General features: G+C 69.6%; 15 protein-coding genes. 4 read left to right on the plus strand and 11 right to left on the minus strand.

Annotated elements, in window-relative coordinates:
• The first annotated feature begins 7 nt into the window (after positions 1-7).
• Positions 8-1,048, plus strand: coding sequence for an L-glyceraldehyde 3-phosphate reductase (mgrA, locus tag K0H49_RS11060; RefSeq protein ID WP_219212012.1), 1,041 nt, complete (start codon positions 8-10; stop codon positions 1,046-1,048).
• Between the two features lie 268 nt (positions 1,049-1,316).
• Positions 1,317-2,414 (plus strand): LLM class flavin-dependent oxidoreductase, encoded by a 1,098-nt coding sequence (locus K0H49_RS11065; RefSeq protein WP_219212014.1) that lies wholly within the window; start codon positions 1,317-1,319, stop codon positions 2,412-2,414.
• Here K0H49_RS11065 and K0H49_RS11070 read toward each other — a convergent pair.
• The 5 genes from K0H49_RS11070 to K0H49_RS11090 form a co-directional block, all read right to left on the minus strand.
• Positions 2,362-3,417, minus strand: a complete 1,056-nt coding sequence (locus K0H49_RS11070; RefSeq protein WP_219212016.1) for an alpha/beta hydrolase — start codon at positions 3,415-3,417, stop codon at positions 2,362-2,364. The genes K0H49_RS11065 and K0H49_RS11070 overlap by 53 nt on opposite strands.
• Positions 3,414-4,019: a TetR/AcrR family transcriptional regulator gene (locus K0H49_RS11075; protein ID WP_219212018.1), complete on the minus strand. Its 606-nt coding sequence runs from the start codon at positions 4,017-4,019 to the stop codon at positions 3,414-3,416. The genes K0H49_RS11070 and K0H49_RS11075 overlap by 4 nt, the downstream gene beginning before the upstream one ends.
• Positions 4,020-4,116: 97 nt before the next feature.
• Positions 4,117-5,643 (minus strand): AMP-binding protein, encoded by a 1,527-nt coding sequence (locus K0H49_RS11080; RefSeq protein ID WP_219212020.1) that lies wholly within the window; start codon positions 5,641-5,643, stop codon positions 4,117-4,119.
• A gap of 13 nt (positions 5,644-5,656) precedes the next feature.
• Complete coding sequence (locus K0H49_RS11085; RefSeq protein WP_374122334.1) at positions 5,657-7,003, minus strand: MFS transporter; 1,347 nt, start codon at positions 7,001-7,003, stop codon at positions 5,657-5,659.
• 39 nt (positions 7,004-7,042) lie between these two features.
• On the minus strand, positions 7,043-7,840 hold the full coding sequence (locus K0H49_RS11090) for a class II aldolase/adducin family protein (RefSeq protein WP_219212022.1): 798 nt from the start codon (positions 7,838-7,840) through the stop codon (positions 7,043-7,045).
• A gap of 177 nt (positions 7,841-8,017) precedes the next feature.
• Between K0H49_RS11090 and K0H49_RS11095 the strand changes: the two genes are divergently transcribed.
• Together K0H49_RS11095 and K0H49_RS11100 are read left to right on the plus strand one after the other, a co-directional pair.
• A complete protein-coding gene (locus K0H49_RS11095) occupies positions 8,018-8,593 on the plus strand; it encodes a TetR/AcrR family transcriptional regulator (protein ID WP_219212024.1) in 576 nt (191 codons plus the stop codon).
• Between the two features lie 56 nt (positions 8,594-8,649).
• Complete coding sequence (locus tag K0H49_RS11100; protein ID WP_219212026.1) at positions 8,650-9,492, plus strand: SDR family NAD(P)-dependent oxidoreductase; 843 nt, start codon at positions 8,650-8,652, stop codon at positions 9,490-9,492.
• A 13-nt stretch (positions 9,493-9,505) separates the two neighbouring features.
• On the opposite strand, the gene K0H49_RS11105 is transcribed toward K0H49_RS11100, so the two are convergent.
• The 6 genes from K0H49_RS11105 to K0H49_RS11130 all read right to left on the minus strand — a co-directional run bounded on the left by K0H49_RS11105 (position 9,506) and on the right by K0H49_RS11130 (position 17,664).
• The gene (locus tag K0H49_RS11105; protein ID WP_219212027.1) at positions 9,506-11,128 is read right to left on the minus strand and encodes a SulP family inorganic anion transporter; all 1,623 of its coding nucleotides are present in this window, start codon (positions 11,126-11,128) and stop codon (positions 9,506-9,508) included.
• Positions 11,125-11,778, minus strand: coding sequence for a ParB-like protein (locus K0H49_RS11110; protein WP_219212028.1), 654 nt, complete (start codon positions 11,776-11,778; stop codon positions 11,125-11,127). The genes K0H49_RS11105 and K0H49_RS11110 overlap by 4 nt, the downstream gene beginning before the upstream one ends.
• 121 nt (positions 11,779-11,899) lie before the next feature.
• Positions 11,900-12,553: an alpha/beta fold hydrolase gene (locus K0H49_RS11115; RefSeq protein WP_219212029.1), complete on the minus strand. Its 654-nt coding sequence runs from the start codon at positions 12,551-12,553 to the stop codon at positions 11,900-11,902.
• Positions 12,554-12,581: 28 nt separating this feature from the next.
• Positions 12,582-14,417 carry an ABC transporter ATP-binding protein gene (locus K0H49_RS11120; protein WP_219212030.1) on the minus strand — a complete coding sequence of 612 codons (1,836 nt, stop codon included), beginning with the start codon at positions 14,415-14,417 and terminating at the stop codon, positions 12,582-12,584.
• Complete coding sequence (locus K0H49_RS11125; RefSeq protein WP_374122335.1) at positions 14,414-16,288, minus strand: ABC transporter ATP-binding protein; 1,875 nt, start codon at positions 16,286-16,288, stop codon at positions 14,414-14,416. The genes K0H49_RS11120 and K0H49_RS11125 overlap by 4 nt, the downstream gene beginning before the upstream one ends.
• A 296-nt stretch (positions 16,289-16,584) precedes the next feature.
• Positions 16,585-17,664, minus strand: coding sequence for a sigma-54 interaction domain-containing protein (locus K0H49_RS11130; protein ID WP_219212043.1), 1,080 nt, complete (start codon positions 17,662-17,664; stop codon positions 16,585-16,587).
• Positions 17,665-17,865: the final 201 nt, after the last annotated feature.

The following is a 17,865-nucleotide window of genomic DNA, read 5'->3' on the forward strand; positions in this document are numbered from 1 at the left end:
TGCTTCCATGACCTACCTCCCATCTCCCCAACGCTACGAGGCCCTGCCGTACCGCAGGGTCGGCCGCAGCGGCCTCGTGCTGCCCGCGATCTCGCTCGGCCTCTGGCACAACTTCGGCGACAGCACGCCCATCGAACAGCAGCGCCAGCTGTTGCGCACCGCCTTCGACCTGGGCATCAACCACTTCGACCTGGCCAACAACTACGGCCCGCCCTACGGCAGCGCCGAACGCAACTTCGGCCGGCTGCTGCGCGAGGACTTCGCGGCCCACCGCGACGAGCTGATCATCTCGACCAAGGCCGGCTGGGACATGTGGCCCGGCCCCTACGGCAAGGGCGGCGGTTCGCGTAAGCACGTGCTCGCCAGCCTCGACCAGAGCCTGCATCGCCTGGGCCTGGATTACGTCGACATCTTCTATTCGCACCGCTTCGACCCCGACACGCCGCTGGAGGAAACCGCCGATGCCCTGGCCCAGGCCGTGCGCCAGGGCAAGGCGCTGTACATCGGCATCTCTTCTTATTCGGCCGGCAAGACGCGCGAGATCGCGGCGCTGCTGCGCGCGCGCCAGGTGCCGCTGCTGATCCATCAGCCGGCCTACAACCTGTTCAACCGCTGGATCGAGAAGGACCTGCTGACCGCGACCGAGGATCTGGGCGCGGGCGTGATCGCCTTCACGCCGCTGGCGCAGGGCCTGCTGACCGACCGCTATCTGAAAGGCATCCCGGCCGACGCGCGCGTGAACCGGCCCGGCGGCACCTCGCTGCGGCCCGAGCACCTGTCCGAAGCCAACCTGGCGCGCGCGCGTGCACTCGATGCGATCGCGCAGCGCCGCGGCCAGAGCCTGGCGCAGCTCGCATTGGCCTGGACCCTGCGCGACCCGCGCGTGAGCTCGGCGCTGATCGGTGCCAGCCGGCCCGAGCAGATCGTCGACAACGTGGCGGCCCTGCGCCAGCCGGGCTTCAGCGCCGAGGAGCTGGCCGAGATCGACCGGCATGCGGTGGAAGGCGGCGTGAACCTGTGGGAGAAGCCGTCGACCGACTACGCCTGAGCGCGGGGCGTGCTGCCCTCGGCCCAAGCTGCGCGCGGCGCGTGTTGCGCTCGCAGCAGTGGTGCTGCGCGTCGGCGCGCAGCACCTGCTTTCAGGGGGGAAAGGCCTTCTCGGGCATGGCACGAAGGCTGCTGTAGAGAGAGGCCGGGCGTGCATCGCAACGCGGGCGTCACGGTGGCTGTCCAGGTCGCCGCGCGCCCATGTTGAGGCACGGACCGGCGCCATCCACACGCCACCGCATCCCTCGCACAGCATCCAGGTCTACCGCATGAGCAGCACGCCTTCTTCTTCCTCTTCCGAGTTCCTCTGGTACGTCCCCAACCAGGTCCATCCCGGCCACCGCGGCGACGCGGCCGTCGAGAACCACAACAGCCTCGACACGCTGACCGCGCATGCGAAGGCGCTGGAGCGCAACGGCTGGAAGGGCGCGCTGCTGGGCACCGGCTGGGGCCGTCCTGACACCTTCACCGTGGCCACGGCGCTGGCCGCGCGCACCGACACCTTCGAGCCGCTGATCGCGATCCGGCCCGGCTACTGGCGGCCGGCGAACTTCGCCGCGGCTGCGGCCACGCTGGACCATCTGAGCGGTGGCCGCGTTCGCATCAACATCGTCTCGGGCAAGGACAACCTCGGCGCCTACGGCGACAGCGAGGGCGACCAGGCACACCGCTACGGCCGCACGCGTGAGTTCATCCACCTGGTGCGCCGGCTCTGGACCGAGGAGAGCGTGAACTACGCGGGCGAGCACTTTCAGGTCACCGAGTCGACCGTGGTGCCACGCATCACGCCGCGTGACACGGCGCGCGGCCCGCGGCTGCATCCGAAGATCTATTTCGGCGGTGCGTCGGAGGCCGCCGAGCGCGTGGCCGCCGCCGAGGCCGACGTGCAGCTGTTCTGGGGCGAGCCGCTCGACGGCGTGGCCGAACGCATCGCGCGACTCACGCAGCTCAGCAAGGACCTTGACCGCGCGCATGCGCCGCTTGAATTCGGCCTGCGGGTCACGACCTTGGTGCGCGACACCACCGAGCAGGCCTGGGCCGACGCCGAGGCCAAGGTGGCGGTGATGGCCCAGGGCCAGGGTGTGTCGCGCCGCGACCCGCACCGCGGGCCCGCGGTGGGGCAGAAGCGGCTGCTCGACCTGCACGAACGCGGCGAGGTGCTCGACGACAACCTCTACACCGCGCCGGGCAAGTTCGGCGGCGGCGGGGCGGGCACCACCTGGCTGGTCGGTTCGGCCGAGGACGTGGCGCGCTCGCTGCGCAAGTACGAAGCGCTGGGCATCACGCACTTCGTGCTCTCGGACATGCCCTACCTCACGGAGATCGAGCGGCAGGGGCAGCAACTGCTGCCTTTGTTGCGGGGATGAGAGCGCGTCCCGCGCCGGCCGCCAGATGGGCATGGACGAAGCGCGCCACCTCGGCGCGCAGCTCGCGGTCTTCCGGCGCACCCATGAAGCCGCCATGGGGCATGCCTTCGAAGATGTGCAGTTCGCAGGGCACCTCGGCGCGGCGCAGCGCGCGGTGCAGGCGAACGGCGTTCGACAGGAATAGGTCGCGCGTGCCGCTCTGGACGAAGGTGGGCACGAAGCCCCGGGAGAAATCGCCGAACAGCGGCGACAGGTAGGGATGGGCCAGGTCGGCACCCGCGGCGTACAGCAGGTTGTGGAGCATCAGCGAGCGTGGCAGCAGCACGTCGACGAGTTGATTCAGCTCGAAGCTGTCGCCCGACTCGGTCAGGTCCACTTCGGGTGACAGCAGCACCAGTGCCGCCGGCAGCGGCAGGCCTTCGTCGCGTGCGCGCAGCACCATGGCCGCCGCCAGATTGCCGCCGGCCGACCTGCCGCCGATGACGATGCGCTGCGCGGGATGGTGTTGCAGCAGCTGCCGGTAGGCCGCCATGCCGTCGTCCAGCGCGGCCGGGTAGGGATGCTCGGGCGGCATGCGGTAGTCGACGCCCCAGCAGCAAAGGCCGAGCTGGTCGGCCTGCATCCGTGCCCCGATGCGGCAGACCTCGCCGCCACCGAAGACCAGGCCGCCGCCATGCAGGTCGAGGTAGACCCCATCCCCGGCCAGGGGGCCGGCCGGCGTGGCGATGTGCACCGTCGCGCTGTCGAACCGAACGGTTTCCACCGTGGCGCGCAACTGTCCGGCGAACTGGGCCATGGCGGCACCGTATTGCGCATCGGCGCTGGCCTTGAGGCGCATCCAGCCCGCGTGGTCGCCCGGCGGTGGCACGTCATGCAGGGCATTGAGCGGCACGCCCTCGGCGTCGACCAGGCGCCGCAGCGCGGCCTGCGCCTCGGCGCTGATGCTGCGGGGGAAAGGGATGTCGCGAGCCGGAACCCGGACGCCGTCTACAGGGGTGTTCATCGAGGGGCTTTCTTCGCTTCAGGGGGCGCATCGGGTGCGGCCGGCCAGTGCACGAGCGCGACATGCAGCGCCTCCAGGCTGCGTCGCCACGAGATCTGGGCATCGGGCGCGCTGTGGGCGAATCCGCTGGCCAACTCCAGCGTGACATAGCCCATCAGGAGGCTGCCGAGAAAGCGGATGGCATGCACCTGCTCGGTCTCGGGCAGCGCATAGCCGTGGAGCACAGCGCGCATCAGCTGTGCCAGGCGGGGGCCGGCGCTGGCGGCGGCCAGCTCGGGGGGCAGCGGGTGGCGGGCGGCGGCAAAGCGGCCGGGGTGGCGGCACGCGTAGTCGCGGTGCGCATCGGCCAGAGCCCACAGCGCCTCCTTGCCGGCGCGACCGGCCATGGCCTGGGTGGTGGCGTCGGCCAACTGTTGCAGGGCCAACAGCGCGATCTGGCTCTTGAGGGCGTCGAGGCTCTTCACATGGGAGTAGAGGCTCGCTAGCCGCACGTCGAACCGGCGCGCCAGGGCCGCGCCGGTCAGCTGTTCGAAGCCGATCTCGTCGGCCAGCGCGGCGCCGCCTTCGGCCAGCCGTTCCACGCTCAGTCCAGCCTTGGCCATGGGTCTTCCCGCATGAAGCTAATGTTGTTAGGTTAAGAGCTAACTATATTAGGATTTATGCAGGCCCGTCAAACAGCGCGCCGGCAGGTGCCATCGCTCAGGGCGAATACGCGCGCCTGAGTTCGTTTTTCAACACCTTCCCCGTGGCGTTCTTGGGCAGCGCATCGACAAAGACATAGCGCTTGGGCCGCTTGAAGCGCGCGATGTACTGCAGGCAGAGGGCATCCAGTTCGGCAGGCGTCACGGGCTGCGAAGCGACCACCACTGCGGTGATCGACTCGCCCCATTCGGCATCCCTCGCACCGATCACCGACACCTCCTGCACATGCGCGTGAAGCAGCAGCGTCTCTTCCACCTCGCGCGGATAGATGTTGCTGCCGCCGCTGATGATCACGTCCTTCGAGCGGTCCTTCAGGTGCAGCAGCCCGCGCGCATCGACAAGGCCTACGTCGCCGGTCAGCAGGCGGCCGTCGACCAGCGTCGCGGCAGTGGCGCTTTCGTTGCGCCAGTAGCCGCGCATGACGGTGGGGCTGCGCACGGCCACCTCGCCGGCCTGGCCGTTCGACAGGGGCAGGCCCTGCGGGTCGAGGATGTCGATGTCGACCGTGGTCTGGGCAAAGCCGACGGAGCCCAGCAGTTCGTCGTCGGCCTCTTCGACGGCATGCGCGATGGTCTCGGCGCGCAGGGCGGCGATGGTCATCGGCGTTTCGCCCTGGCCATACATCTGCGCGATGCGCGGGCCGAAGCACCGCACCGCGGCCTTGATGTCCTCGACATAGAAGGGCGCGCCGCCCGCGAAGATGCAGCGCAGGCCGGGCAGCGCTGCATCGCTCCCCGACGACGCGGCGTGTTGCACCATGCGCGTGATGATGGTCGGCGACGCGAAGAAGCTGGCCCGGCCTTCGTGGCCCAGCAGCGAGAAAAGCTCCGCTTCGTCGAAACCGCCGCTGGCGGGGACGCGTTGGCAACCCCCCTGGATCCAGTACGGAATGCCGTAGAGCCCGCCGCCATGCGACATCGGCGCGACGTGGATCAGCGTGTCGCTGTGGTCGATGGCCAGCATGTCGGCGTGGAAGTTCAGCGCCATGGCGACCAGGTTGGCGTGCGTGAGCATCACGCCCTTGGGCTTGCCGGTGGTGCCGCTGGTGTAGAACAGCCAGGCGAGTTCGTCGTCGGCGCCCCGGGTGTCGGGCGCGGTGGCCGCCGGCGCGTGGCGCGCCACCGCCGACGCCCACGCGTCGCCGTCGACGTTCACCAACTGCGTGGCGGCGGGACTGGCGGCGAGTTCGTCGTGCAGCGCACCGTGCGCAATGCACAGCGCGGCGTCGGCGTCCTGCAGGATGTAGGCGACCTCTGCGCTGTGCAGCTTGCTGTTGATCGGCACGGCGCACAGGCGGGCATGCCAGATCGCGAGCATGGCCTCGGCATAGGCGGTGCAGTTCTTCAGGGCGATGACCACGCGATCACCCGGCGCGAGGCCCAGGTCTTCGCTGAACCAGCGGGCGAGGGCGCGAACCCGCACGTCGAGCTCCGCGTAGGTGATGGCGGGGGCATTCCCGCTGGCCAGGGCCGGGCGGGCGGCGTGCATGCGCACGCTGCGTTGGAACAAGCGACTCAGATGCATGAAACCTCTGCCCTCAGGCCTGTTGGGGTTGGACGCCGCCGATGATCTCCTGCACCGCCGGGTCCGAGGCCGTGGCGCGGCGTGCCATCACCGTGAGGAATCTGCAGATGATGAGGCCATACAGCGTGACCATGGCGGCCAGCACGCACATGCCCGCCGAATAGGTGCCGAAATAGTCCTTCGCCCAGCCGGTGAGATAGGGGCCCACGAAGCCGCCGAGGTTGCCCACCGAATTGACCATCGCGATGCCCGCCGCGGCGGCCGCGCCGGTCAGGAACAGCGAAGGCAGGGGCCAGAACAGGATGTTGGACGAGAGGATGCCCGCGGCGCCGATGCAGATGCCGACCATCGCCACCACCGGCGAGCCCGCCAGCGCCGCCATCAGCAGCCCGACGGCGCCGATGCAGGCCGCGATTAGCACGTGGAAGCGGCGTTCCCCCGTACGGTCCGAGTGGCGGGCATTGAGCACCATGGCCACGCCCGCGCACAGGTAGGGCACACCGGTCAGCAGGCCCGCCTCGGTGTTCGACAAGCCGCCGAAGGCCTTGATGATCTGCGGCATCCAGAGCGTGACGCCGAACAGCGCCGTGATGTTGCAGAAGATCGCGAGGGAGAGGATCAGCACCTTGCCGTTGAACAGTCCTTCGCGCACGCTGTACACGCGCAGGCCTTCCTTGGCCCTGCGCTCCGAGGCGAGCTTGTCGACCAGCCACCGGCGTTGCTCGGGCGAAAGGAAGCGCGCCGTCGACGGATCGCTGGTGAGCACGAAGAAGGCGATCACGCCGACCACCACGGCCAGTCCGCCTTCGAGGATGAACATCCATTGCCAGTTCCTCAGCCCGCCCAGCTCATGGGTGGTGGCCAGGATAGCGGTCGACACCGGGGCGCCGATCAGCACCGCGATCGGCAGGCCCAGCAGGAACACCGCCACCGCGCTGCCCAGCACGCGGGCCGGAAACCACTTCGTGAGGTACAGGATGATGCCGGGGAAGAAGCCCGCCTCGGCGACGCCGAGCAGGAAGCGCATCGCGTAGAACGAGTTCTGCCCCTGGATGAAGGCGAAGCCGGCCGAGATCAGGCCCCAGGTGACCATGATGCGCGCGATCCAGATGCGCGCACCGACCTTGTTCAGGATCAGGTTGCTGGGCACTTCGAAGAGGAAGTAGCCGATGGAGAAGATGCCCGCGCCGAAGCCGTACACCGTGGCCGTGAAGCCCAGGTCGGCGTTCATGTGCAGGGCGGCGAAGCCGACGTTGACGCGGTCGAGGAACGCGACGATGTAGCAGAGGATCAGGAAGGGCATGATGCGCCAGTACAGCGTGCGTATCGTGCTCTTTTCGATGTCGGGGATGGGGCTCACGGGTGTCTCCGGTGGATGGTTCGGGTAGGTTTTGTGTTGTCAGTCGCGATAGGACAGTTCGGTGCGGCCCAGGCGGCGCAGCAGCGAAGGCCATTCGCGCGACGTGTCCTTGCGCAGGTCGGTGGTCCATTGCGTGGCGGTGAGTTGGGCGAGCGCGTCCGACGGCACGCGCAGGCGCTGCCCGCAGGCCTGCGCCATGAGCTGGCAGCGCGCGGCCTTCTCCAGATAGAACATCTCGACGAAGGCATGGCCCACCGTCGGGCCGACCGTGAGCGTGCCGTGGTTGCGCAGGATGAGGGCCGCGTGGGGGCCCAGGTCTGCCACCAGCCGCTCGCGCTCGCCGGTGGTCAGCGCGATGCCCTCGTAGTCGTGATAGCCGATGCGGCCGTGGAAGCGCATGGCGTGCTGCGTCAGCGGCAGCAGGCCGTCTTCGAGCGTCGAGAGCGCCATGCCCGATTCGGTGTGCAGGTGGATCACGCAGCCTGCGTCCTCGCGCGCTTTGTGGATTCCCCCGTGGATCACGAAGCCGGCGGCATTGGGCGCATGCGGCGTGTCCCCGATGACGTGGCCGTCGAGGTCGATCTTCACCAGGCTGGACGCCGTGATCTCATCGAAGGCGAGGCCCAGCGGATTCACCAGGAAATGATGCTCGGGACCCGGAACGCGCGCGGAGATGTGCGTGTAGATGAGGTCGTCCCAGCCGAACTGCGCGCAGAGGCGGTAGGCGGCGGCGAGGTCACGCCGCACGGCCAGTTCGGCGTCGCTTGCGGGCGAGGCCTGCGCGATGCGTTTCACGGGAAGTTCGAAGGAGGAATAGGAGGTGTCTTGTTGCGCCATGGGTAGGATCACGGAACCCCTTCGTTGCGTCGAAGTGGATCCTAATTAATAGACGTTGCGTTCAGTATTGAATTTGAGATGGAGAGACATCGAATGTCCACTAGTGCAAACCCTGGCGTGAAGCCTGAAGCGCCAGGCCGCGGGCGCAAGCGGAGTGCGTCCGCGGAGACGGCGATATTGGACGCGGCGTACGAGTTGCTGCTGGCATCCGGGCTGCAGGCCACCACGGTCGAGGCCATCGCGGCCAAGGCCGGCGTGAGCAAGGCGACGATCTACAAGTGGTGGCCCAACCGGGCGGCGGTGATCATGTCGGCCTTCCTGCGCGAGGGCGCCAGGGCCTTGCCGTACCCGGAAGAGGTGCGCATCGAAAGCGTGATAGAGCGCCTGCACACCATGGCCCTCGAGTTCCATGGCGCGGTGGGCACGATGATCAAGGCGCTGATCGCCGAGGGGCAGTCGGACCCCGAGATCGCGCAGGCCTTTCGGGAGGGCTACATCTATGCTCGGCGCAAGCAGGGCGTTGCCATCGTGAAGAGCGCTATCGCCAATGGACTGATCCGCCGCGCCGACCCCGATACCGTGCTCGACCTGCTGTACGCGCCGCTGTACTACCGCCTGCTGGTCGGCCACCAGCCGCTCACGGCTGCCTTCGTGCGTCAGCACGTGGACCTTGCGATGCACGGGCTCATGGTGCCGTCCGAACCCGCCGCGCCGGCCCGCCGCCGGAGCGCTCGCGCATCAAACGGGACTTGACGGACCGTCTTTCGGATGAAAAACTATACGCTTCGTACAGTTTAATTTGGATTGACATGAATGATTCGGACAGCACGGATGGGTCATCCGCCAGCGGCGCCGGCCAGTCGCGACGCAAGGCCGGCGGTGCCTGTGTGGTCGTGACGGGGGCGGGGGGCGGCATCGGGCTCGCGGTGGTGCAGCGGCTGCTGCGCGACGGCTGGGCGGTGCTGGCGACCGACCGCGACGCAGCGGCGATGACCGCGCTGGAAACGCTCGAACAAGGCCACGCAGGCCTGTGGACGCTCGCCATGGATGTGAGCAGCCGCGCGCAGATCGACGAGGCCGGCCGGCAGGCCGATGCGCGTGGCGTGGCCGTGGCAGGCCTCGTGAACGTCGCGGGCATCCTGCAGGACGTCGGGCCGCTGCTGGCAATGGATTTGGAAGCGCAGCGCCGCATCTGGGACGTGAACTATTTCGGCGCCGAGCAGTGCCTGCAGGCCTTCGCGCCCCGCATGGTGGCCAACGGCGGAGGCGCCATCGTCAACATCACCTCGATCAACGAACTGCAGCCGCTTCCGCTGCACGCCTACGCGCCGAGCAAGGTGGCCCTGGGCGCGCTTACGCGGCTGGCCGCGGGCGAGCTGGGCGCCAAGGGCGTGCGGGTGAACGCCGTGGCGCCGGGGTTCACGCTGACGCCGATCTTCAAGGAGAAGCTCGAGAGCGGAAAGCGCGACGCCGGCGCGATCGAGGCCCACACCGCGCTGGGCCGGCTCGTCGGCACCGAGGAAATCGCTGCGGCGGTGAGCTTCCTGCTGTCCGACGAGGCGAGCGCCATCACCGGCGTGAGCCTGCCGGTAGACGCGGGCTGGTTGTCGACGGCGCACTGGATGAACTTCGGGACCTTGCTGGCCCAGTGAGGCCCTCCGGTCGCTACGCGGGCGGATTCACCGCATCGTCCACGCTCCAGGCCGCATAGGCCGCGGCCGGCAGGTCCGGCGAGGCGACCTTGGAGAGCACATCGCGCACCTCGTCCTTGACACGCGCCAGCGCGAGCGGCACGCCGCGCACGCGCATGTAGGCGGCGAATTCGCACAGCGCCTCGATGCTGGTGGCGTCGAGGTCGGGCGATTCCTCCAGGCTCAGCACCATGCGATGCAAGGCCGGCGCGCCGTCGATGCGCGCGCGGATGGCTGCGAACACCGCGTCGGCGTTGCCGAAGAACAGCGGCACTTCGGGCCGCGCGATCAGCACGCCGGGCGGCACGGTCGCCTCGGGGTGGCGCGCGACGTCCACATAGTCGTGGCTTTGGCGGAGCCGGCCGAGCCAGCTCACGTTGGTGCGCGAGAAGCCGCGCAGCAAGAGCAGCAGGCTCACGCCGATGGCGGCGAGCAGGCCGTCGAGCACGCCCAGCAGCACCACGGCGGCCACGGCCACCAGCGCCACGAGCCGGTCGCGCCGCCACTGGAAGTAGGGGCGCAGCGCGGCGGGGTTCAGCGTGTGGCCCACGGCGTTGATCACGATCGCGGCGAGCAGCGGCTCGGGCGTGTGTGCGATCCACGGCAGCAGCGTGAGCACCGCCACACCCACCACCAGTCCCGCGACGAGGCCGGCGGCGCGGCTCTGCGCGCCGGCCGATTCGTTGGCCGAGGTGGCCGAGTAGCCCGCGCCCACCGGCATGCCCTGGAACAGCGCCGACAGCAGGTTGGCGCCGCCGAGCGCCAGCAGGTCGCGGTTGGGCGCCACGTTGTCGCCACGGCGCATGGCGAAGGTGCGGATCGAACCGTACGACTCGGCATAGAGGATCAGGGCCATCGCGAAGGCCAGTTCGACCAGGCTCAGCCATTGCGCGCGGTCGAGTGAAGGCAGGCCGGGGTGCGAGAAGTCGAGCGCCATCGGGCCCACCGCCATGACGCCCCAGGCGCGGCTGATGCCGCTTGCATCGAGGGCGATGCCTGCCGCGATCACCAGCAGGGCGGCCGGCACTGCGCGCCAGCGCGAGAACAGGCGCATGAGCAGCAGGGCCGCGATGGCCATCGCCGCGCCGGCGAGATTCCAGTGGCGCCAGGCCGCGGCCAGATCGAAGGCGAGCCGGAAAAAGTCGCTGTGCGCCGGCTGCACCGCCAGAACCTTGGGCAACTGCTTGACCACGATGGTCAGCGCCAGGCCGAGCGCAAAGCCGCGCAGCACGGGCTTGGCGATCAGGCTGGACACGGCACCGAGCTTGGCCAGCCCCGCGATCACGAAGAACACGCCGGCCAGCAGCACGATGCCCGTGCCCATGGCGAGCCGGGTGGCGGCGTCCACGCCCGGCATCGCCGCGGTCGCGGCGAACAGCACGGCCGCCGACGAGGAGGTGGCCGACACGATCGCGAAGCGGCTGCTGCCGAACAGGCCGTAGACCAGCAGCCCCGCGAACAGCGCAATCACGCCGGCCTGCGGCGGCATGCCTGCAATGCCCGAATAGGCCACGGCCTCGGGCAGCAGCAGGCCGGCGATCGAGACGCCGGCCACCAGGTCGGCGATGCCGGGACGCGCGGCGGGAGCGGAGCTCACACGGTGGCTGCGACCGGCGCAGGGCTGCCGCTGACCCCGCTCCACCCCGGCAGGCAGCGTGCCGCGGGCAGGCGGGCCAGCGCCACGGCCTTGTCTATCGCGGCCTGCGGCAAGACCTCGGTGGCCGAGGGCTGGAGCTTTTTCAGTGGCACGAGCGGGCGGAAGTGGTCGGCCCAGAGAAACTCGGCGTAAGGCGCCGCGTCCTTGGCATAGCCGCCGGCCTTGCGCACGAAGCCCGCGAGGCTGCGGTAGGGGTCGTCGCGCAGCTTGCTCACGCTCTGCGGAATGGCCGAGAACGCGCGCCGCCGGCCTTTCTCGTCGAAGGGGTGCGCCCAGCGGTGGAACTCCATCAGGCGCCAGAACTGTTCGCCCTCGACCTCGGACAGGTCGTCGAGCTGCATCACCCAGACGCGCCGGACCGACTCCTCGTGGAGCGCGCGGCCGAGGTGGTGGTGGTCGACGATGTAGTGGCGCCCGCCGGGCCCGCGCACGGCCGGGAACCAGTGCGCCTCCAGCGTGCGTTCGCGCTCCTTGCGCTTGAGCTGCGTCCACTGCGCCCGCTTGGTGGCGACTTCCGCACCGCCTACCGTGATCTGCGTGGGGCGGAGGTCGTTGAGATCGACGGGGATGAGGTTGGGCTTGGCGGTCATGGGATTCCCGTGGTGTGCGCGTGCGCCATCGGCTTTGCGCCACGAAGCGCCGTTCGTGGGCGGATTGTGCCTTCGCGCAGGCCAATGCGCCCGGCAACCGGCACTGCGCCTGCTGCGACGTTCAGGGCGCGGCGCCCGTGGCGCAGGCCGCTTGCGCGTCCACGCGTTGCAGCCAGTGTCCGACCGCCTCGGCCACCGCGGCAGGCTGTTCCAGCGTCGACATGTGCCCGCAGTCCGGAACGATCACCAGCGCCGCATCGCCCGCGAGCAGCGCAGCCATTTCCTCGCTGAGCGCTGGTGGCGGGACCTGATCCTCGCGCCCGCACAGGACCAGCGCGGGGCAGCGCAGCGTGCGCAGCACGTCGCGGCTGTCCGGCCGGTTCATCGCCGCCGTCTGCTGGCGCGCGAACCCTTCACGCCCGACGCTTCGCGCCATGTCGGCGAGCCGTTCGAGCAGGCGACGGTCCTGCGCGTGAGAGGCATGCACGACCCGCGACGCGAAGTCGGCTGCGACCTGGGCGAAGCTGGCGCTGCCCGAACCGAGCGCGGCCACCATGCCTTGCCGGTTCTGCCTCGCCGCCTTCGAATCGGCGCGCGCGCCCGTGTCCAGCAGCGCGATGCCGGCGATCCGGCGGTGGGCCTGCCGGCAGACTTCGAGCGCCACATAGCCGCCGAGCGAGAAGCCCGCCACGGCAAAGGGACCGGGTGGCATGGCGTCGATCGCGGACGCCGCCAGCACGGCGATGGCATCCGCGTGATGGGTGGGTGCGACCACCACATTGCGCGTCCCTGGAAGGGGCGGGTCATGGTGCGCTCGCCGCGGTGTCGGGCACCAGCTCGTCGAAGGACGCATGGCTGCTCGCATGCAGCCGCGCGTAGGCGCCACCCTGCGCGAGCAGTGTCTCGTGCCGGCCCTGCTCGACGATGCGGCCTTGGTGCAGCACCACGATCACGTCAGCGTCGCGCACGGTGGCCAGCCGGTGCGCAATGAGGATCGTGGTGCGGCCTTTGCGCAGCAACCGCAGCGCGCGTTGAATCTCGCCTTCGGTGAAGCTGTCGATGTTGGCCGTGGCCTCGTCGAGGATCAGGATCTTCGGGTCGGCCAGCAGCGCGCGCGCGAAGCTCAGCAGCTGTCGCTGGCCGATCGACAGGTTGCGCCCGCGCTGGCCCAGCTGCGTGTCGTAGCCCTCGGGCAGCAGCGTGATGAAGGCGTCGGCCCGCACCGCGCGTGCTGCCTCGACCACGTCGTCGCGTGTGGCACCGGGCAGGCCGTAGCGGATGTTGTCGAGGATGCTGCCGGTGAACAGGAAAGGCTCTTGCAGCACCATGCCGATCTGCTGGCCCAGCGTGTCCTGCTGCAGGTCGCGCACGTCGTGGCCACCCACGCGCACCGCGCCGGCGCTCACGTCGTAGAAGCGGTGGATCAGCGAGACGATGCTGGTCTTGCCCGAGCCGGTGGCGCCCACCAGGGCCACGGTCTGGTAGGCGGGGATGCGCAGGTCGATGCCGTGCAGGACGGTCTGTCCCGGGCGGTAGCCAAAGTCGACTTGCTCCAGCACGATCTCGGGCGCGAAGTCGGCCGGCAGCGCGATGGCGCCAGGCTTCTCCTGGACCGTGATCGGCACGTCCAGTACCTCGAAGATGCGCTGGCCCGCGGCCATGGCGCGCTGCATCACGGTGTACTGCATCGACAGCGTGCGGATCGGGTCGAAGAAGCGCTGCACGTAGAAGATGTAGGCCACCATCACGCCCACGCCGAGCGAGCCGCCGAGCACGGCGCGGCCGCCGAACACCACCACCACGGCCGTGGCCAGGCCAGTGAGGACGTCGACCGCCGGCACCATGATCTGCGACGCGTGCGAGGAGCCGATCTGCGCATGCAGGTTCTCGTTGGCACGCACTTCGTAGCGCTGCAGGTTGGTCGCCTGGCGGCGTGTCTCCTGCACGGTGCGGATGCCGTTGATGTTCTCGGCCAGCGCGGCGTTGACGCTCGACGACGCCTCGCGCGCGCGCTTGAACTTCTCGCGGGCCCAGGGAATCCAGGCCATGCGCACCAGCACCAGGGCCGGCAGCACCGCCAGCGTGAGGGCACCCAGCTGCAGATCCATCCAGAGCAGTACCGCGACGATGCCGATCAGCAGGCAGATGTCGCCCAGCGCCGAGACCGAGTTCTCCATGAACTCCTGCAGCGCATTCACGTCGCCGGCCAGCCGCGCCATGAGGCGGCCGACCTGGGTCTGGTCGAGCGTGGTCAGCGACACGTCCTGCAGGTGCGCGAACATCGCGCGTCGCAGGTCGAAGATCACGCGCTGCGCCAGCCGGGCCGCCACCCATTCCTGCAGGAAGTTCAGGCCCGCGTTCAGCACCACCAGCACGGCGAACCACGAGAGCGCCTGCACCAGATGAGAGGTGGTGCCCTCGGTCGCGCTGTCGACGGCATAGCGCACCGCGATCGGGATCGAGACCTGGACCAGCGTGTAGAAGAAGACCGAGGCGACGGCGCCCCACAGCACGCGGCGGTAAGGGCGGATGAAGCCCCACAGGCGCTCGACCACGCGGGTGTCGAAGCGGCTGAAGATCTCCTCGCCCTGCTCGGCGGTGCCGGACCTGGCCGAAGGGGTGGATGTGGCGATGCTCATGCCAGTGCGCCTTCCTGTGGCGCCGGAGCCGGTGTCCGCTCGCCCCGGTTCTGCAGCTTCCACAGCGCGGCGTAGTGGCCGTCGGCCGCCAGCAGCGTGTCGTGCGTGCCGCGTTCGGCGATGCGGCCCTGGTCGAGCACGAGGATCTCGTCGGCATGCATCAGTGAGCTGAGCCGGTGCGCGATGACCACGGTCGACTTGTGGCGTACGGCTGCATGAAGGGTCGTGCGCAGGTGCTGCTCGGTGGCCGCATCGACGGCCGAGGTCGCGTCGTCGAGCACGATGATCGCCGGGTCGGCCGTCAGGCCGCGCGCGATCGACAGCCGCTGGCGCTGGCCGCCCGACAGCGCCACGCCGCGTTCGCCGACACGCGTGCCGTAGCCCTCGGGCAGCTGGGCCACGTGGTCGTGCAGTTGGGCCACGGTGGTGGCGGCCACCACACGGCCCGCGTCGGCCGCGGGCTCGGCGTAGGCTGCGTTGTGGTGGACCGAGGTGTCGAACAGGAAGGTCTCCTGCTGCACCAGGCTCACAGCCTCGCGCAGCGAGTCGAGCGTGAGCTCGCGTACGTCCTGTCCGTCGATGGTGATGCGCCCGGCGCTCACGTCGTAGAAGCGCGCGATGAGCTGGGCCAGCGTCGACTTGCCGCTGCCCGGCGCGCCGACGATGCCCAGCGTGCGGCCGGGTCGCAGCTCGAAACCGATGTCGTGCAGCACCGCCGCGCGCGCCGTGCCGGCATGGCCCGGCGCGCGGGGATAGGTGAAGCTCACGTTCTCGAAGCGCAGCACGCCCTGCGTCAGCACCAGCGGCTTCGCGCCCGGGCGGTCGTGGATCGCGGGCGTGGTGTCGAGCACCTCGAAGAAGCGCGAGCCGGAGGAGGCCGCGCGCGCGCTGGCGTTGACGATCATGCCGATCTGCCGCACCGGCTGCTGCAGCAGCGTCATGAAGGTCAGGCACTCGGTCAGCTGGCCGACCGTGAGTTGCCCGGCCGCGATGCGCCGGCCGCCGAACCAGAGCACCAGCCCCATCGCGAGGTAGAAGGAAAAGTTCATGGTGCTGACCGAGCCCATGCGCAGCGTGATGCGGCGGTTCGACAGGCGCAGCGCGGCTTCGGAGACGCGGTCGAACTTGGCGAGCTCGAACGCGCGCGAGGCGAAGGCGCGCACCACGCGCGCGCCCTGCAGGTTCTCCTCCATGCCGCGGGTCAGTTCGGACATCAGCTGCTGCAGCCGCTCCCACGACAGGCGAAGCAGCACCCCCATGCGGCCGGCGCGCCAGACCACGAAGGGCACGAAACTCAGCGCCAGCGCGCCGAGCAGCAGGTCGACGTGCATCAGCCGCCAGGTGCCGGCGACAACCAGCAAGGCCAGCGACAGGGTGCGCAGCAGGCCCGATTCGAGAAAGCCGCGCACGCCTTCAAGGTCGAGCATGCCGCGCGCGATCAGGTCGCCCGAATGCCGGCGGTCGTGGAAGGAGAAGTCGAGGCGCTGCAGCTTCTCGTAGAAGGCCAGCCGCAGGTCGTAGCCCACGCGCTGTGCGATGTTCTCGCCCAGGTAGCCTTGCAGGCCGGTCAGCGTGCCGCGCGCGGCGCAGGCCGCCACGATGAACCCGGCGATCCACCAGAGCGCGGTGCCGGCCGCGTCGGACGAGGCCGATGAACCGTTGCCCACCAGCCGATGTGCCTGGTCGACCGCGTCGCCCAGCAGCTTCGGCGTGAGCAGGTTGAACAGCGTGGCGCCCACCGCGCACAGCACTGCGGCCGCGCAGCGCCAGGGGTAGCGCCAGGCCAGCCGCACGAGGCGGGCGAGCACGCGCGGCATGGCATGCACGTCGATGCGGCCGAGGGCGGTGAAATCATCGGGCAACTCCGTCACGGGAGAGACCGGGGTGGAGGCGGAGGGGAGGGAGAGCGTGGGTGTCGTCATGCAAGGGCCGGGCGGCGAGGCGCTTGGGCCACCGGGGCCGGTCGTGTCGGGGGGGCAGGAAAGAAGGGAGCGGCTGCAGCCGGAGCACCTGGCGCAAATCGCATGCCAGCTGTTTCCCACGCCAATCGGCGCGCCAAGCGCGGAAATTGCTGCGCATGCAGCAGCGCGCGTGCGAGCGCTGTTGCGCGCGATGCAGCCGAGCGGGGCGGGAACGCCCAGGGCCTGTCGGCCCCGGCGGACGGTCTTCAGTCCACTGGCACCACGAAAGGTTGCCCCAGCAGCCCGAAGCGCTTGAGTTGCGCGCGCAGCACGTTGCGCGAGATGCCGAGCTCGCGCGCCGTGCGCACCTGGTTCTCGCCGCAGTGCGCGAAGGCCGTGGCGACGATCAGCTCCTCCATCGATTCGTAGAGGTCGGGACGCTGCTCCTGCATCAGGTTCTTGACGGCCTCGCGCAATTGTTCCATCCAGTCCTCGGGCCGCGGCGCGGGCAGGTCCTGTGGCGCGTAGGGCAGGCGCAGGTCCTCGCGCTCGATCCTGCCGTTCTGGCTCACGATCACCGCGTAGTGCACGATGTTCTCGAGTTCGCGGATGTTGCCGGGCCACTCGTAGGCCAGCAGCACCTGCTCGGCCACCGGGCTCAGTTCGGGCGAGGGCACGCCGAGCTTGCTGCCGTAGCTGCGCAGGAAGTGCAGGGCCAGCGGCAGGATGTCGCCCGGGCGCTCGCGCAGCGGCGGCAGGTGGACCGTGGCCACGTGCAGCCGGTAGAACAGGTCGGCGCGGAAGCGGCCGGCCTGCACGGCTTTGGCCAGGTCCACGTTGGTCGCGGCCACCAGCCGCACGTCGACCGGGATCGGCTGCCGCGCGCCCAGCCGCACCACCTGCCGCTCCTGCAGCACGCGCAGCAGCTTGACCTGCAGCGCCAGCGGCATGTCGCCGATCTCGTCGAGGAACAGCGTGCCGCCGTGGGCCGCCTCGAACCAGCCCGCGCGCGCATGGCTCGCACCGGTGAAGGCGCCACTTTCGTGGCCGAACAATTCGGCATCGACCAGCGACTCGGCGAAAGCGCCGCAGTTGACCGCGACGAAGGGCCCGCCGCGGTCACTGGTGGTGTGGATGTGGCGCGCCACCAGCTCCTTGCCGGTGCCGGTCTCGCCGATCAGCAGCACCGTGGCGTCGCTGGCCGCGATCTGTTCGACATGCTCGAGCAGGCGTTCGGATTGCGGGTCATGGAAGACCAGGGCCTTGGCGCGGATCGAGAGCGCATGGCCCTCCGGGTTGGGGAAGGTCAGCAGCTTGCGCGGGACGGGGGATCGGGGTTCGCTCATGGATGAAGTCAGACCTGGACTGGATGCGTGGAAGCGATGAAGGAAGAAGGCCGGCGCGTTGTGCCTGGTGTGCAGCAAAAGCAGCGTCCGTGCCAAGGTGCCTCGAATGCAGCAGCAGGAGCGGACATGACTGGACGGCTGTGGCGGCTGCCTTGAATGCAGCACCGATGGCGCCTGCCTGCTGCGCATCGCGATGCTCCT

This window comes from Variovorax boronicumulans (assembly GCF_019352895.1).
Classification (GTDB): Bacteria; Pseudomonadota; Gammaproteobacteria; order Burkholderiales; family Burkholderiaceae_C; genus Variovorax; species Variovorax boronicumulans_A.

What these genes read in the sequence shown, in the direction of transcription:
- mgrA (WP_219212012.1), top strand. Translation starts at nt 8, where the DNA reads ATGACCTACCTCCCATCTCCCCAACGCTACGAGGCCCTGCCGTACCGC.
- K0H49_RS11065 (WP_219212014.1), top strand. Translation starts at nt 1,317, where the DNA reads ATGAGCAGCACGCCTTCTTCTTCCTCTTCCGAGTTCCTCTGGTACGTC.
- K0H49_RS11070 (WP_219212016.1), bottom strand. Translation starts at nt 3,417, where the DNA reads ATGAACACCCCTGTAGACGGCGTCCGGGTTCCGGCTCGCGACATCCCT.
- K0H49_RS11075 (WP_219212018.1), bottom strand. Translation starts at nt 4,019, where the DNA reads ATGGCCAAGGCTGGACTGAGCGTGGAACGGCTGGCCGAAGGCGGCGCC.
- K0H49_RS11080 (WP_219212020.1), bottom strand. Translation starts at nt 5,643, where the DNA reads ATGCATCTGAGTCGCTTGTTCCAACGCAGCGTGCGCATGCACGCCGCC.
- K0H49_RS11090 (WP_219212022.1), bottom strand. Translation starts at nt 7,840, where the DNA reads ATGGCGCAACAAGACACCTCCTATTCCTCCTTCGAACTTCCCGTGAAA.
- K0H49_RS11100 (WP_219212026.1), top strand. Translation starts at nt 8,650, where the DNA reads ATGAATGATTCGGACAGCACGGATGGGTCATCCGCCAGCGGCGCCGGC.
- K0H49_RS11110 (WP_219212028.1), bottom strand. Translation starts at nt 11,778, where the DNA reads ATGACCGCCAAGCCCAACCTCATCCCCGTCGATCTCAACGACCTCCGC.
- K0H49_RS11120 (WP_219212030.1), bottom strand. Translation starts at nt 14,417, where the DNA reads ATGAGCATCGCCACATCCACCCCTTCGGCCAGGTCCGGCACCGCCGAG.
- K0H49_RS11130 (WP_219212043.1), bottom strand. Translation starts at nt 17,664, where the DNA reads ATGAGCGAACCCCGATCCCCCGTCCCGCGCAAGCTGCTGACCTTCCCC.